Genomic DNA, 13,933 nt, shown 5'->3' with positions numbered 1-13,933 from the left:
AGCGAATGTCAGTATCCACATCCGAGCCGGTACGCCCGAGCAAGGTCGCTCAGGTCTGGAAGGCGAGCGGTAAGGCGTTGATCGCGGCGGCGACGCTCGTGGCGGCGCTCATCGTGGCACCCAGCCCCGCGCACGCGGGTGACTGGGGCGCGACCGTCACGGAAAAGAACTCGGACGGCCGGGCCGAGAAGTTCTGGGTCGGCGGCGACGGCGCCGTCTGGCACGCCTGGGCGACGACGCCGGGCGGCCCGATCGACAGCGGAAACTACAGCCTGGGCGGCATCGTCTCCAGCGGCGTCGGGGTCACCCACAACCAGGACGGCCGCCTGGAGATCTTCGGCCGCGCGGCCGGTGGCGACCTCAACCACAAGTGGCAGCTGTCCGGCGGCGGCTGGAGCGGCTGGGCCTCACTCGGCGGTCAGCTCAAGGCGTACACCGGCGTGTACGCGGATTACTTCTCCACCAACGGCGGCACCATCCGGGTGAAGGTGACCGGCATCGACAACCTGCTGCACTACAAGTGGCAGGCGGCGCCGAACTGCTGCTGGCGGTCCTACTGGGAGTAGTTCCCACGAACGAAACGGGGTGGGCTCACACGGGCCCACCCCGTTTCGACGCCTGAGCACAGCGCCGCGAGTCAGATCCCCGGGAGGGTGCCGAGAAGGTCGGTGGCGGTCATGACGAGCTGGTGGGCACGGGAGATCAGGGCGGTGACGATGGCGTTGGCCTCGGCGCCGCTTTCGCTGTTCGCCAGCTGGTGTAGCGCCTGGACTGTTCGGCCGAGCTGGTCGACGGTGCCGGGCAGGTTGTCGGTGGTCTGGCGCATGTGGTCGGCGATGGCCTCCAGGCGAAGGCCGGCTTGCTCGAGCGTCTGGATCGCGGCGATCAGGCCGACCGCGTCCGCTGCGTAGAGGCGATAGCCGCTCGCGGTGCGCTCGGCGGGCATGAGGAGACCGAGCTGGGTGTAGTAGTCGACGGTCCGCGGGCTGACACCTGCTGCCGAAGCCAGTTCACCGATCCGCATGAGTGCCACGACCAGGCCTTTCCAGCAACCGTACAGTTTCACGTGATAGTTTCTCGGCGTGGCTGATCCTATCGGCCCGCACGGCGGATCGCCTCGGCTTCTTCGGGCACTTTCGACACGAAAGGGAACCGCGTCAGATGGTCTTCAAGAAACTGCTCGCCGGGCTCGGCTTCGGTGGGGTTGAGGTCGACACTGTGCTGTCCGCGCACGTGCCCGCCACCGGCGGTCAGCTGTCCGGCCAGGTCAACCTGCGCGCCAAGTCCGACACCGACGTCTCGGCGATCACGCTGATCGTGCTGGCGGGTGGATCGCGAGGCGAGATCGAGCTGGGCCGGTTCCCGGTCGCGGGCGGCCTGCGGGTGATGGACGGGCAGACGCCGTCGATCCCGTTCACCGTTCCGCTGCCGGCGAACACACCGTTCACCCGGCTCTACGGCAAGACGATGCCCGGCGTCGGCCTGGGCGTACGCACCGAGGTGTCGGTCGCGTCCGGTAGTGGCAAGACCGACTTCGACCCGGTCGTGGTGGACGCCGGCCAGGTGCCGCAGAGCATCGTCGACGCGCTCGGCACCATCGGCTGCCGGTTCGTCCGCAACGAGCTGCGCCCGACTCCGGGCCTGGGCGTCCCGGCCGCGCAGGCCATCACGTTCTACGCCCCCATCCCGGAGGGTCAGCAACCCGGCCCGCACATCCCGATGCTGACGTTCCTGTTCGCGGGAGCCGGCCCGGACACCACGACGATCTTCGTCGAGCTGGCGTCCCGGCCGGGCGCGGCGGATCGGCATGACGTCTCCGCGGCCGAGGTCGCACGGCTGTCGGCGGACAACGGCTGGACCGCGGAGGTCGACCGCTGGGTGGTCGCCGCGCTGGACAAGCTCGGCCAGCCGGCGCCCGCGGCACCGGGGTCGTTCATGCAGCCGCACCAGCCGCAGCCCGGCTACGCGCCGCAGGGACGGCCGGGTCAGTACGGCTACTCCGGTCACGGTCATCAGGGCTACAAGTACGGCGGCTACCACGGCCGGCCCGGCATGGGCGGAGCCCTCGCGGCTGGTCTCGGCGGCGCGGCGCTCGGCTTCTTCGGCGGCATGATCATCGGCGACATGATCAGCGACGCGTTCGCGCCTGACGCCGAGGCCGCTGACGGGGGCGGGACTGAGGACGCCGGAGCCGACTCGGCCGGCTTCGAGGACGCCGGTGCCACCGAGACCGGATACGACGGTGGCGGTTACGAGGACTTCGGCGGCGGCGACTTCGGTGGGGGAGACTTCGGCGGCGACTTCTAAGCCGCCGATGGCACAGGCGGCCGCCGCTCGATGCGGTGTGCGGCCGCCTGCGCCACGCGCCCTCCGGATCCCGGCGTTTTCTCGTGCCGCGAGCGATGAGTTCTCCGTTCTCGAACCGTCATACGGGTAGACCGACGAGAACGGAGACGCACTATGTCCTTCCAGGCATACCTCGACAACATCGAGACGAAGACCGGCCGGACGCCCCGGCAGCTCATCGACGAGGCGACCGAGCAGGGATTCGATGAGAAGACCAAGGCCGGCGAGATCCTCACCTGGCTGAGCGACGCCTACGGCCTCGGCAAAGGTCATGGCATGGCGATCGTGCACGTCCTCAAGAACGGCGATCGAGTCGGCACCGAGCCGGAGCCGCTGTGGCTCGACGGCAAGGCGTCCAAGCCGGGGCGCTGATCGACCCTGGGCCGCCGCCCCGCTCGGTACGCTGCCCGTCATGACGGAGGAGCGGAAGTCGCTCACGGAGCGCTCGTGGGACCTGCGCTTGGCGGTGCAACGCCGAATCGCCGAGGCCGCTGAGGGCGGTTACGAGGATCCAGGGATGAAGCTCTTCGGGGTCGGCATCTCCACCATCAACACGCGCCTGGGGCAGTTGGAGCGAGCCACCCGGTCGATCGTCCACAACCTGCAGCCGCGAATGCTCTTCGACCCGCTGCGCCGCGAGCGTGCGGTCAACCAGCGGTGGTGGGCGCGCGGGCTGGAGGGTCACGTGATCGCCTCCGGCGTCAACAACGCGCAGCACATGGCGCTGCTCGCGGTGTGTCATCCGGATGCCTGGGTCGGTGAGGTCGAGCTGTCGGGCCTGGCGATCGACGAACGGCTGGCGCTGTTCCCAGGCCCGCTGAGCGTCCAGGGGCAGCCGACCGCCTGGCTCTGCAGCCACCCCGACCTCGTGGCCGAGTTGTGTGGTCTGTGGACCGAGATCAAGCGCGAGGCGATGCCGATCCACGACGTCCCAGGCCTGGTGCGGCTGACCGAACGGCAGCTGACCACCGTCAGCCTGCTGTCGCAGGGGCACAAGGACGCCACGATCGCGCGCCTGCAAGGGGTGTCGCCGCGAACGGTCACGAGTGACGTCGGCCGGATCCTGGACGCGCTGGGCGTCGGTACGCGCTGGGAGGCGGGCATCGTCCTCGGCCGGGTGTCGATGCCCGCCTGAGCCGGCGTACCGGGGCGGCAGCCGGCGTGTCAGCACACCGTGGCGGTGTATCCCTGGACGGACACGTACCGGCCGCCGGTGGAGTCGTAGAAGCCGATCCAGCCGAAGGCGTACGTGCAGTAGGGGACGGTCGCGGTCGGGTCGGACAATACTTCCCGCTCGCCCTTGCCGCCCCAGCGGAGACCCTTGGTCACCCAGGTTCCGTCGATCTTCGCGGCGATGGCGATCGAGTCGACCCGGACATCCCATTTGGCCCGGGCCTGGTCCCAGATCCAGACGTACGCCCAGTTCCGCTGACCGGAGACGCAGTCGCCGATGAACTGCTTCATCGACGCGGCGACGGTTCCGTCCGGTCCGGTCACATAGTGAGTCGATCCGAGCTGCCGCACGGTGGTGCAGCCGTTGGGGGCCGACCCGGCGTAGGCCGGCTCGGCGACGACGACGGTGACCGCGACGAGACCAAGGCCGGCGATGAGTGCGCTGACGGTCCGGCGGAGACGAGACATGGTGCCCTCCTCGAAAGGTGGTGGCTGACGGACCGTCTCACGATGACCTCGGCCGCCGGAGCCGAGCCAGCTGCTTGCGACTTCCGGCAAAGTGGGTTGCGTCGCCGACCTTGCCGCCCCGCGATTCAGCGTTGCGCCGGCCCGGGTCGGCTGGGGCTGGTCCGGCTGGGCGTCGGTAGTGCCCGCGTACTGGTTCCGGCGGTGGGATCGCTGGTCGCAGTGGTTCCAGCGGTCGGCGTACCGGTGACGACGGACACCGCGCTGGGCGATTGGCCGGGCGCAGACGGGCTGCCGGGCAGGCCCACGGGTGTGGCGGCCGGAGATCCGGGTGCCGTCGGGGTGGTGATCGGGGTGCCGGCCGGCCCGAGGATCGTGACCGAGCAAGTCCGGTCGCCGAGGTGGAACCGGACCGGGTACGCGTTGCTGGTGGCGTAGGTGCCGCTCAGACTCAGCCGGGTGGCCGCGCCGGGAGCCAGGGCGATCGGGTGCGACGTGGTGACTGTCCGGTCGCGCTGAATCCACGTGTCGCCCGGCAGGACGAGCTGGTCGCCGGGGAGCTCGAGAGTGAGCGTGGTCGTGGTGAGATCGGTGTTCGCGAGGTTGGCGACGGTGATGTCGGCGCTGAAGGTCCGGCCGTCGTCGTGGCGACTCTGATAGGTGACCGCGCACTCGTGGGTCGTGGTGCCGGCGCTCGGTGCCGCGGCGAGGCTTTCGGTCGGCATGCCGGAGTCCCGATCTCCGAGGGCCCAGGCCGTGACCGCGACGGCGACGACGAGGATCGCGGCGGCTACGGCGTACTGCGGGGCGCGGCGGAGGCGGCTTCGGCGGGGCGGGGCTTCGGGTACGCGCGCCGTCGTCCGGTCCGGCGGCTGTTCCTGGAGCAGCTCGGCGACGGCCGAGTCGGCGTACGGGGCGAGGGCGCGGGCGATGGCGGCAGCGGATGGCCGGGCGGCGGGGTCTTTGGCCAGGGCTAGATGGCAGAGTCCGGCGATGGTGTCCGGGACGTTCAGGGCAGCCGGCAGCGGCCGGGGTGACCAGGTGCGGTGTGCGGTGAACAAGTCCTGGTCGGTGGCCGAGGGGAAGGGCGCCCGGCCGGTGAGCATCCGGTAGAGGACCACGCCTAGGGAGAACACATCGGACGCGTACGCCCCCGGGTGGCCTTCGAGACGTTCGGGCGCGATGTAGGCGGGGGTGCCCAGCAGCAGCTCGTCGTCGAGGTCGCGGTGGCCGGCGGTGACGCAGATGCCGAAGTCGATCAGCTTCACGCCGGTGGCCGTCAAAAGGATGTTCGCGGCGGACACGTCGCGGTGGACGATGCCGCGGTCGTGGGCGGCGGCGAGGGCGGCGGCCGTTTGGGCGGTGATCGCGGCAGCCTTCCGCCAGGGCACGGTCCGGCCGCCGGTGAGCAGGGTCGACAGGGCGATGCCGGAGATCAGTTCGAGGGCGAGGAACGGCACCGGACCGGCGGCTGTGTCGGCCACGCCGTAGTCGTACACCGTGGCGATGTGCCGATGGTCGAGCGAGGCCAGTGCCTGGGCTTCCACCCGCAGCCGGATTCGCGACGCCGGATCGGCGGCGAGCCGGGCGGCGAGCACCTTGATCGCCACGTCCCGGTCCAGGTGCTCGTCCCGGGCCCGCCAGACGGTGGCGGTGCCGCCGGAGTCGAGGGCCTCGACGACGCGGTACCGGCCGACCAGAAGGTCGTCGCGGTCGAGCGGGCCGGACGGGGGAGCGGGCGAGGGCATGAGGAACGATGTACCCACCAACCGGTTGAGAGATTCACCTACTGACACGTTGTGATCAATTCGTTGCAGATCCTCGTGTGTCCGTTCAGGCGAGTATGAGGTCGGCCGTTCGGACATTGTCCGAGCATGCGGGCTCGCCCCACGGACCGGTCGGCGCCCGCGTCCCACCAGCGCCTTTCCGCAGCGGTTCAGGTTTTCGGCTGAGGCTGGTGTCGGCGCGATCTCGCTCGGCGACCCGGAGGGAGCTTTGGTAGGCATGGGCCATGGGGATGATCTCTGATCTCGGCCGATCGCTCGGGACCGAAGAACTGACCACTGTGGTCGCCGCGTTCGCCGCCGCGAACGACGAAGCGGTGGCCGCCATCGAGTACCTGGGTAAGCGGCGTGCGCGCATCGTGCTCACCTCCGGGCAGGAGGCGCTGGTGGTGCTGGCGGTGAGCGTCGAGGCGGCCCGGGCGGCGTGCGCGGCGGCGTCCGTACCGGTGGACAACGGCTGGGAACGGGAGCTGACCGAGCTGGCCCGGCCGACGAACGACCTGTGGCGGGCGCAGGCCCGGCGTCAGCTGACCCGATAGCCTCGCCCACCGGGGGCGCGCCCTCGTCGCCGGTCAGCCGCCGAGGACGTCGGCGACGCGCTCGATCCAAGTCCGGGAGCGGGTGGCCGCCGCGGCGACCCGGTCGCGTACGAGAGTGGTCATGAGCTGGTCCATGTCCTTCTCGTCGGCCACCTCGGCCGGACGGCGTCCGCGCTGGACCATCTGCAGCCGCTGGACTCGCCGGCTCCACGGCCGGACGAGCGCACGGACCGTGTCGCCATGGTGGTAGGGCCGCACGTCGGCCTCGGCGATCACCCAGGCCTTCGTCCGTTCGCCTGGCCCGTCGTCGATGGCGAGGTAGGAGCGCCGCTCTCCGTCGTCGGCGCGCCACGACTCGATCCAGACGATCTCGCCGGTGACGGTTCGCCGCATCGTGACGTCGAGCAGGGTGCGTACGAGCAGGTAAGCGCCGGAGGCGAGGAGGGCGACGCCGACGACGACGAAGGCCGGCTCAAGGAGGTCGAAGACATCCGTCTGCAGCTGGGGGGAGACGGCTGCGAGCCACCCACGCGGCCGGTCGTAGAAGACGACGAGCGCGATGCCCGCTGCCAGCCGCAGGACGGCTTGCGAGGCGAGCTGCCACACCGTTCGCCCGTAGCGGCGGTAGTTGGTGGGATAGCTGACGCGTACGCGGTGCCACTGCCCGCCGTGTCGGGACCAGGCCGAGTTCCGGCTGCCCATCCCGAGATCCAGCACGGCGCCGGCCAGCCGGGCCGTGCCCAGCGCCGCGGCGTACGGCAGGTAGCCGTTGGAGTACGCCGCCGCGGCGGGCGGCTGGTACGCCAACGCCGGCTGCGCCTGGATCCACTGGCGTACGCCCAGCCAGTGCGCGGCCCGAGCCCGTCCGGCCGGGGTGTCGCGTTCGCCGGGATACCGCAGCCCGTACGCGGCGAGGGCCAGCCCCACGATCATGCCGAACTTCGCCGTGTCGCCCTCGTCGTCGGCCGGCGCGGTGACCACTGCCACGGCGGCGATGCCGATGCCGATGGCGATCCCGGTCACGGCGAGCACGGTGATCGCCCAGGCGCCGAAGCGCCGCCGGGACAGGCCGCGTCGGCGGGCGTCGGCGACGACCTCCGCCTGGATCCGGCGGTGCCACGAACGCGCGGCGCCCTCGTCCCGGAACGTCAACGCGCTCACCGGCGCCGGGCCGGTGCGTGCCACGCCTTCGACCCGGTCCAGCACCATGCGCTCGTACGCGGTGAGCCCGTCGCGGGAACCCGACCGGTTCACCTGGACTGTCGTCTGTGTCGCGTCGCGACCCGGCTGGCGTAGCTCGATCAGCCCGCGCCCGGCCAGATCGAGCAGGGTGGCCTGCCCGGCGTCGGCCGGCGTACGCCATCCGCTGGCCAGCAGGCCGGCCACGGCCGGCGTCTCGTCGCCCAGGTCGGGTGTGGACGCCGCCGGCCGTACCTTCGGCGACCGGGTGAGTGCGAGCACTCCGGCGTACAGGCCGAACCACACCGCCACTCCGGCGGCGACCGTGATGCCGACCAAGACGAGGTACACAGCGCGCCCCCGAAGGTAGTAAGGTGACCTGACTACCTGGAGACACTAGGGTAGCCTGAGATATCCGTCAACGACGATTCCCCGGGGATAGCCGCATGTCCGCTCGCGCCACCATCGCGTTTGTCCTCGGCACGACCATCGCGCTGAGTCCCCTCCTCGCCGCGTCGGCCTACGCGGCCGCGCCGACGGTCACCGTCGACCAAGGCCCGTCGCAAGCCGACCCGGCCTCGGCGGCGCCGATCACGTTCGCGGTGACCTTCAGCGAGCCGGTCACTGGTTTCGACGCGGCCGATGTGAGTCTCGCCGGCAGCACAGCCGGCGGCACTCTCGCCGCGGTCGTCAGCGGCAGTGGTACGGCGTACACGGTGAACGTCACGGGAATGACCACCGGCGGCACGGTCGTGGCCAGTGTGCCGGCGGGTGCCGCGACCAACGGTGGCGGCGAACCGAGCGACGCGTCCACGAGCAGCGACAACACGGTCACCTGGACACCGGACGTCGCCGGGCCGACCGTCGGCATCGACCAGGCGCCGACCCAGACCGACCCGGCGTCGACGGCGCCGATCGTGTTCGCGGTGTCGTTCAGCGAGCCGGTCACCGGGTTCGACGCGGCCGACGTCAGCTTGGCCGGGAGCACTGCCGGCGGCACCCTCACGGCGGCCGTCAGTGGCAGTGGTACGGCGTACACGGTGAAGGTCACGGGAATGACCACCGGCGGCACGGTCGTGGCGTCGATCGGCGCGGGCGCGGCGACCGACGCGGCGGGCAACCCGAGCAGCGCGTCGACCAGCAGCGACAACACGGTGACCTGGACCCCGGTGGCGCCCGGAGTGACGATCGATCAAGGACCGGACCAGACCGATCCGACGTCGACGGCGTCGATCGTGTTCGCGGTGAAGTTCAGCGAGCCGGTCACCGGGTTCGACGCGGGCGACGTCAGCTTGGTGAGCAGCACTGCGGGCGGCGTTCTCGCCGCGGTCGTCAGCGGGAGCGGCGCGCAGTACACGGTGACCGTCACCGGTATGACCACCGCCGGCACGGTGACCGCGGCCATCGCGGCCAGTGCGGCGACCAGTTCGGCCGGGGTGGGCAACACCGCGTCGACCAGCACCGACAACACGGTGAGCTGGACGCCGATCGACCCACCGAGCCCGTCACCGACGGCAGCGGGCACCGGCCCGGCGTCGCCCAGCACCAGCCCCAGCGAGTCGCCGGGATGGATGCCGGTGACCGGCACCGGCCTGCGGTTGATCCTCGGCGGCGGCGTGGTCCTGGTGCTCGTCGGCGTCGCGCTGCTGTTCGTCCTGCGCCGTCGCGGCCTGCAGGAAGTGTGACGGGTTCTTCGCTGTACGCTCGGCGGCCGCGCCGGGCGGTCGGCCGTGATCGGTCATCCGGCGGCCGGGCGCTGGTCAGACGTCGTACTCGTCGGGCAGGCGCAGATTCGGACCGCCGACCGCCAAGCCGAGCGGAGTCGCTCGTCCCTGAGGCTCCTCCCAGGGCTCCTGCCGGCCGAGCGCGGTGAGATCGAGGTACTGGTCGCCGTTGTGGAACTCCTCGATCCCGCGGCCGTATGTGGAGTAGGTGTGGAAGACCTCCTCGCCCAGCCGCAGGAACGTGCTGAGGCCAGGCATCTCCGTGCCGCGCATGCTCTCCGTCCACGGTCCGCCGGTCCACGGTGTCCCGGCCTCGGCCAGCTCCGCCTCGGTGCGATAGTGCAGCAGCACGGGGGCGACCCGATCGTCCAACACGGTGTGGAAGTCGTAGCCGAAGTCGGTCCCGTACGAGGAGTACCAGGGGAACGTCCAGCCCATCCGCTCGCGGAAGGCGGCGATCTTCGCGTACGGCGCTCGGGACACCGCGACGAGTGTGGTGTTGCGGACGTGCAACTGCCGCAGGCCGGCGATCCCGTCGGCGGCCGAGGCGCAGCTCGGGCACATCGCGTCCCACTCCGGCGCGAACATGAAGTGGTGCATGACCAACTGCGTACGCCCGTCGAACAGGTCGAGGAGGCTCGCCTGCCCGTCCGGACCCTCGAACGCGTACGGCTTGTCCATGCGTACCATCGGCAGCCGCCGGCGTGCGGCGTTGACCTGGTCGCGGGCCCTGGTCAGCTCCTTTTCGCGCTGAAGCAGTTCCTTCCGGGCCGCCAGCCATTCGTCGGGTGACACCACCTCGGGCAGGTTTCCCACGACGGTCATCTCGTCTCCTCCCGTCAACGCGTCCGGGGACGCGGTCGTTGGCAACTACTTGGTTGCAACTCGAACGTATCGCAACCGTTTGGTTGCGTCAACCGCGCTCGGCTGCCGGGCCGGTCGGCCAGTTCCAGTCGGTGATGGTCGTACGCATCAGCTCCGCCGCGGTGGACAGGTGGCTGTCGGCTCCCCAGTAGAGGGTGACGGTGCGAAAACAGTCGGGATCCTCCACGTCGACCCAGGCGGCGGGGGCCCGGGTGGAGCTGCGGAGAGCGAGGGCGGGCACCAGGCCGATGCCGAGTCCCGCACTGATCAGGTCGGCGATGGCGCTGTGTTCGTCGCTCTCACAGACGATTCGCGGGGTGAGGCCTCGTGCGGCGAACAGCCGATCGAGCAGCCGGCGGAGCCAATGCCCCTTGCGGGCGGTGACGAACGGCTCGTCCGCCAGTTCGTCGATGCTCACCGACCGGCGTCCGGCCAGCGGATGGCCGAGGGGCGTGCCCACGCCCACCGCCTCCCGGAACAGCGGCCTGGCTTCCAGCCCGTCGGCGTGGATCGGTTGCGAGGCAAGGCACAGGTCGACTTCCTGCGCGCGGAGCCGGCGGGCCATGTCATCGGCGGGGGACCAGTGGAGTTCGACCTCGGCGGCGGGATGGGCTCGTTTGTAGACGGCCAGCGGCCCGGTCAAGGTAAGGAACGTCTCCGAGGCCAGCCGGACGGTGCCGAGTCCCTGGCTGGTGGCGTCGGCGACGGCTCGGCGCCCCGCGTCCAGTTCGCCGAGGGCCCGTTCGACGTGATGCCGGAAGATCTTGCCCGTGTCGTTCAGGCGCAGGCGGCCACTGCGATCGAACAGCGGCACACCCAGTTCGGCCTCCAGCCGGGCGATGGTCCGGCTCAACGACGGCTGGGCGACTCGCAGCTCCTCGGCGGCCCGGCTGAGGTGCTCCAGGCGCGCCACGACCAGGAACTGACTGAGCGAGTGCAGGTCCATCATGCTCCCGAGTACATAACGCCATAGCAATACTGATCTTAGACAAGATAGCTCTGCAGTCATAACGTCGAGGGCGAAGCGAGAACACGACCGCGAAGGATGGAGCACATGGAAACGCAGCAGGAACGAGACGAAGCCGAGATCCGCCGCCTGATCGACACCATCGTCGACGGGCTGCGCGCCAAGGATCTGGACGCGTTGAAGGAGCCCTATTCGACCGACGTCGTGTCCTTCGACGTCGAGCCGCCGCTGCAGCACGTGGGCATCGACGCGAAGCTCGAGAACTGGGCAAGGGTGTTCGCCGTGTTCGAGGACGTGCGGTACGAGGTCCGCGACCTCGCGGTCACGGTCGGGGACGAGGTCGCCTTCGGGCACGCCTTCGCCCGCCTGAGCGGCACGGTCAAGGACGGGACTGCGACGACCGGCATGTGGGTGCGGATCACCTACTGCCTCCGGAAGGTCGACGGGGCGTGGCTGATCTCGCACGACCAGGTATCCGTACCGCTGGACGTTCGCAGCGGCAAGGGAATCGTCGACCTCGAACCCTGACGGCGACGCCGCGACGAAATCAGGAGGACGCGCATGGTCACCGCGACCACGAGCGTACGCACGGCCCGAGTCGAGGTCGCGCACCGGACGAGTCTCGCCGGCTGGGTCGTGCGAGCCGTCGTCAGCACACACCTGGTCGCCATCATCGGTCAGCCTGTGTTCGCCGGGGTGTACCTGAGTGGCAGTTTCGACGGCCTGCGCTGGCATGCCGTCGGCGCTGACGTCGTCACCTCGCTTGGCTACCTGCAGGTGATCGCGACGGCCGTGCTCGGAATCCGATGGCGTCGAGGTGGGCTGTTCCTCGCCTCGCTCGGCCTGGTCGCGGCGGAGACGGTGCAGTACTTCGCGGGCATGGACGGCGCGCTGTGGCTCCACCTTCCGTTGGGTGTGCTGACGATCGCCGGACTCACCGTGCAGTTCGTCGCCGTGTGGCGCGGACCGTTGCGGCCGATCGCGCGTACGGAGGGCGGCGATGAGTAGGAACCAAGCCATGTCCAGACGCCGAGTGCTGGGCATCGGTGGGGCGCTCGGTCTGCTGGCCGCGGCCGGGCTGACCACAGGCGCGGCGCTGTCCCGGCGTCCGGCGGTCACCGGCGCCCAACTGCGCAGCGGCCTGCCGTTGCCACCGCCGTTCACGGTTCCGTTGCCGCTGCCGCCGGTGCTCAGACCGGTCAGCATCGCGGGTGGAACCGACCGGTACGAGATCACCCAGCGTGAGACCACCCTGGAAGTCCTCCCCGGTATCGGCACACCGATGTGGACATACGGGGGTGTCTTTCCCGGCCCCACCATCGAGACCCGCCGGGGCCGTCCGGTGGTCGTGACCCATCGCAACGAGCTGCCGGTGCCGACCGTGGTTCATCTTCACGGCGGGCGTACCCCGGCCGCGCACGACGGCTACCCGACCGATCTCGTTCTTCCCGCCGCGTGGGCGGCGCTCGGGGAGCACGCCGGCCACGGTTCCGCCGAACACAGCTCTGCCGGACACAGTTCTGCCGGACACAGTTCTGCCGGAGAGGGCATGGCGGACGCCCGGGCCGTCGTCTCGAACACGCAACGTGCGTATGAGTTTCCGCTCGACCAGCGGGCGACGATGCTGTGGTATCACGACCACCGCATGGACTTCACCGGACCGGCGATCTGGCAAGGTCTGGCCGGGATGCACTTCGTGCGCGACGACATCGAGGACGCCGTGGACCTACCGCGCGGCGACCACGAAGTGCCGCTCATGATCGCCGACCGCGCCTTCGACGCCGCCGGGCGGCTGGCGTACCCGGCTCTGGATCCGGCCCTGCTGGGCGAGGCCGGTGTCGAAGAGGCGTACCTGGGAGGGGTCCTCGGTGACGTCATCCTCGTCAACGGCGCGCCATGGCCGGTGCACGAGGTGGACACCGGCGTGTACCGGCTGCGCATCCTCAACGCCTCCAACGCCCGGCACTACGACCTGGCGGCCGTCGCCGAGGACGGACGCCCGCTGTCCTTGATCCAGATCGGCGCCGACCAGGGGCTGCTCGCCGCCCCGGTACCCACGAGCAGCTGCTGATAGCGCCGGCCGAACGATACGACGTGCTGATCGACTTCGGCGGTATGCCGGTCGGCTCACGGGTTCGGCTGGTCAACCGCCTGGGAACCGGACGCACGGCCGATGTTCTGCAGTTCCACCTCGTACGCCGTGGCGCGGGCGCGCGCATCCCGGACAAGCTCGCCGATGACCTGCCGGAGTGGGACCGGTCGTCGGCGACGGTGGTGCGGGATCTCGCATTCCGGGCCGGCCGGATGCGAGGCGGCCACGGCTGGCTCATCGACGGCCGGCCGTTCGATCCGAGCCGTATCGACGTCACTACGCGCCTCGGCGACGTCGAGGTGTGGCGGTTGATCGCCGACGTCCATCACCCGGTCCATCTGCACCTCGTCGGGTTCCGCGTCCTGTCCCGCGGCGGCGGCGAGCCGCTGCCGCAGGATGCCGGGCTGAAGGACACCATCTCCCTGCGTCCGGGGGAGTCGGCGGAGATCATCACCCGCTTCGACGGATACCGGGGCCGCTACCTGTTCCACTGCCACAACGCCGAGCACGAGGACATGGGCATGATGGCCAACCTCGAGGTCGTCTGAGCCGCCGATGCCGACGGGGAGTGTCCAGCCGGGCTGACGGGTGGAGCGTCCGGCCGCGCCGGGCTGGACACTCCACCCACCGCGGTCAGCTCGCCGAGAGCAGACCTTCCGCCGCCCGAGGATCGAAGAAGACGAGCTTCGCGTTCTCGATGTCGGCCGGGTCGCCTTCGCAGTCGACGACGACCTTCTGCCCGGACTTGAGCTCGTTGAACAGGATCCGCTCCGACAGCGCGTCCTCGATCTCGCGCTGAA

Annotated in this window: 16 protein-coding genes; 10 read left to right on the top strand and 6 right to left on the bottom strand. The window is 70.4% G+C overall.

Annotated features, from left to right (window positions below):
- Positions 1–5 precede the first annotated feature (5 nt).
- Positions 6–566 (top strand): hypothetical protein, encoded by a 561-nt coding sequence (locus AB0H43_RS36285; RefSeq protein WP_360007379.1) that lies wholly within the window; start codon positions 6–8, stop codon positions 564–566.
- Positions 567–637: 71 nt separating this feature from the next.
- Here AB0H43_RS36285 and AB0H43_RS36280 read toward each other — a convergent pair whose 3' ends face one another.
- Positions 638–1,066: a MerR family transcriptional regulator gene (locus tag AB0H43_RS36280; RefSeq protein WP_360007376.1), complete on the bottom strand. Its 429-nt coding sequence runs from the start codon at positions 1,064–1,066 to the stop codon at positions 638–640.
- 95 nt (positions 1,067–1,161) lie between these two features.
- Between AB0H43_RS36280 and AB0H43_RS36275 the strand changes: the two genes are divergently transcribed.
- The 3 genes from AB0H43_RS36275 to AB0H43_RS36265 all read left to right on the top strand — a co-directional run bounded on the left by AB0H43_RS36275 (position 1,162) and on the right by AB0H43_RS36265 (position 3,481).
- Positions 1,162–2,307: a sporulation protein gene (locus tag AB0H43_RS36275; RefSeq protein ID WP_360007373.1), complete on the top strand. Its 1,146-nt coding sequence runs from the start codon at positions 1,162–1,164 to the stop codon at positions 2,305–2,307.
- A gap of 153 nt (positions 2,308–2,460) precedes the next feature.
- Positions 2,461–2,718 (top strand): DUF4287 domain-containing protein, encoded by a 258-nt coding sequence (locus tag AB0H43_RS36270; protein WP_360007370.1) that lies wholly within the window; start codon positions 2,461–2,463, stop codon positions 2,716–2,718.
- A 40-nt stretch (positions 2,719–2,758) separates the two neighbouring features.
- Complete coding sequence (locus tag AB0H43_RS36265) at positions 2,759–3,481, top strand: LuxR C-terminal-related transcriptional regulator (protein WP_360007368.1); 723 nt, start codon at positions 2,759–2,761, stop codon at positions 3,479–3,481.
- 29 nt (positions 3,482–3,510) lie between these two features.
- Here the strand turns inward: AB0H43_RS36265 and AB0H43_RS36260 are convergent, their stop codons facing one another.
- Positions 3,511–3,987 (bottom strand): hypothetical protein, encoded by a 477-nt coding sequence (locus tag AB0H43_RS36260; RefSeq protein WP_360007365.1) that lies wholly within the window; start codon positions 3,985–3,987, stop codon positions 3,511–3,513.
- Between the two features lie 125 nt (positions 3,988–4,112).
- Positions 4,113–5,732, bottom strand: a complete 1,620-nt coding sequence (locus tag AB0H43_RS36255) for a serine/threonine-protein kinase (protein WP_360007362.1) — start codon at positions 5,730–5,732, stop codon at positions 4,113–4,115.
- A gap of 263 nt (positions 5,733–5,995) precedes the next feature.
- Between AB0H43_RS36255 and AB0H43_RS36250 the strand changes: the two genes are divergently transcribed.
- Positions 5,996–6,307, top strand: coding sequence for a hypothetical protein (locus AB0H43_RS36250; protein WP_360007360.1), 312 nt, complete (start codon positions 5,996–5,998; stop codon positions 6,305–6,307).
- Between the two features lie 33 nt (positions 6,308–6,340).
- Here the strand turns inward: AB0H43_RS36250 and AB0H43_RS36245 are convergent, their stop codons facing one another.
- On the bottom strand, positions 6,341–7,837 hold the full coding sequence (locus AB0H43_RS36245) for a hypothetical protein (protein WP_360007357.1): 1,497 nt from the start codon (positions 7,835–7,837) through the stop codon (positions 6,341–6,343).
- 95 nt (positions 7,838–7,932) lie between these two features.
- Between AB0H43_RS36245 and AB0H43_RS36240 the strand changes: the two genes are divergently transcribed.
- Positions 7,933–9,171 (top strand): Ig-like domain-containing protein, encoded by a 1,239-nt coding sequence (locus AB0H43_RS36240; protein ID WP_360007354.1) that lies wholly within the window; start codon positions 7,933–7,935, stop codon positions 9,169–9,171.
- A 75-nt stretch (positions 9,172–9,246) separates the two neighbouring features.
- Here AB0H43_RS36240 and AB0H43_RS36235 read toward each other — a convergent pair whose 3' ends face one another.
- Together AB0H43_RS36235 and AB0H43_RS36230 are read right to left on the bottom strand one after the other, a co-directional pair.
- On the bottom strand, positions 9,247–10,035 hold the full coding sequence (locus AB0H43_RS36235) for a DUF899 domain-containing protein (RefSeq protein WP_360007352.1): 789 nt from the start codon (positions 10,033–10,035) through the stop codon (positions 9,247–9,249).
- 88 nt (positions 10,036–10,123) lie between these two features.
- Positions 10,124–11,023, bottom strand: a complete 900-nt coding sequence (locus tag AB0H43_RS36230; protein ID WP_360007349.1) for a LysR family transcriptional regulator — start codon at positions 11,021–11,023, stop codon at positions 10,124–10,126.
- Positions 11,024–11,128: 105 nt separating this feature from the next.
- Here AB0H43_RS36230 and AB0H43_RS36225 point away from each other — a divergent pair, with 105 nt between their 5' ends.
- Genes AB0H43_RS36225 through AB0H43_RS36210 form a run of 4 tightly spaced genes read left to right on the top strand, consistent with a single transcriptional unit; the run spans position 11,129 to position 13,681 of the window.
- Positions 11,129–11,569 (top strand): nuclear transport factor 2 family protein, encoded by a 441-nt coding sequence (locus AB0H43_RS36225; RefSeq protein WP_360007346.1) that lies wholly within the window; start codon positions 11,129–11,131, stop codon positions 11,567–11,569.
- A gap of 33 nt (positions 11,570–11,602) precedes the next feature.
- The gene (locus AB0H43_RS36220; RefSeq protein ID WP_360007343.1) at positions 11,603–12,049 is read left to right on the top strand and encodes a hypothetical protein; all 447 of its coding nucleotides are present in this window, start codon (positions 11,603–11,605) and stop codon (positions 12,047–12,049) included.
- A 10-nt stretch (positions 12,050–12,059) separates the two neighbouring features.
- Positions 12,060–13,112 carry a multicopper oxidase domain-containing protein gene (locus AB0H43_RS36215; protein WP_360007341.1) on the top strand — a complete coding sequence of 351 codons (1,053 nt, stop codon included), beginning with the start codon at positions 12,060–12,062 and terminating at the stop codon, positions 13,110–13,112.
- Positions 13,113–13,135: 23 nt separating this feature from the next.
- Entirely contained in the window at positions 13,136–13,681 is a 546-nt protein-coding gene (locus tag AB0H43_RS36210; protein WP_360007338.1) for a multicopper oxidase domain-containing protein, read from the top strand.
- Positions 13,682–13,933 lie beyond the last annotated feature (252 nt).

Origin of the sequence: Hamadaea sp. NPDC050747 (assembly GCF_040654195.1) — a bacterium.
Taxonomy (GTDB): Bacteria; Actinomycetota; Actinomycetes; order Mycobacteriales; family Micromonosporaceae; genus Hamadaea.
This window is presented reverse-complemented; position numbering and strand designations above follow the sequence as displayed.

Excerpts from the sequence above, each read along its gene's own strand:
- AB0H43_RS36285 (WP_360007379.1), top strand. The coding sequence starts at position 6 with ATGTCAGTATCCACATCCGAGCCGGTACGCCCGAGCAAGGTCGCTCAG.
- AB0H43_RS36275 (WP_360007373.1), top strand. The coding sequence starts at position 1,162 with ATGGTCTTCAAGAAACTGCTCGCCGGGCTCGGCTTCGGTGGGGTTGAG.
- AB0H43_RS36270 (WP_360007370.1), top strand. The coding sequence starts at position 2,461 with ATGTCCTTCCAGGCATACCTCGACAACATCGAGACGAAGACCGGCCGG.
- AB0H43_RS36265 (WP_360007368.1), top strand. The coding sequence starts at position 2,759 with ATGACGGAGGAGCGGAAGTCGCTCACGGAGCGCTCGTGGGACCTGCGC.
- AB0H43_RS36260 (WP_360007365.1), bottom strand. The coding sequence starts at position 3,987 with ATGTCTCGTCTCCGCCGGACCGTCAGCGCACTCATCGCCGGCCTTGGT.
- AB0H43_RS36255 (WP_360007362.1), bottom strand. The coding sequence starts at position 5,732 with ATGCCCTCGCCCGCTCCCCCGTCCGGCCCGCTCGACCGCGACGACCTT.
- AB0H43_RS36250 (WP_360007360.1), top strand. The coding sequence starts at position 5,996 with ATGGGGATGATCTCTGATCTCGGCCGATCGCTCGGGACCGAAGAACTG.
- AB0H43_RS36240 (WP_360007354.1), top strand. The coding sequence starts at position 7,933 with ATGTCCGCTCGCGCCACCATCGCGTTTGTCCTCGGCACGACCATCGCG.
- AB0H43_RS36235 (WP_360007352.1), bottom strand. The coding sequence starts at position 10,035 with ATGACCGTCGTGGGAAACCTGCCCGAGGTGGTGTCACCCGACGAATGG.
- AB0H43_RS36230 (WP_360007349.1), bottom strand. The coding sequence starts at position 11,023 with ATGATGGACCTGCACTCGCTCAGTCAGTTCCTGGTCGTGGCGCGCCTG.
- AB0H43_RS36225 (WP_360007346.1), top strand. The coding sequence starts at position 11,129 with ATGGAAACGCAGCAGGAACGAGACGAAGCCGAGATCCGCCGCCTGATC.
- AB0H43_RS36220 (WP_360007343.1), top strand. The coding sequence starts at position 11,603 with ATGGTCACCGCGACCACGAGCGTACGCACGGCCCGAGTCGAGGTCGCG.
- AB0H43_RS36215 (WP_360007341.1), top strand. The coding sequence starts at position 12,060 with ATGTCCAGACGCCGAGTGCTGGGCATCGGTGGGGCGCTCGGTCTGCTG.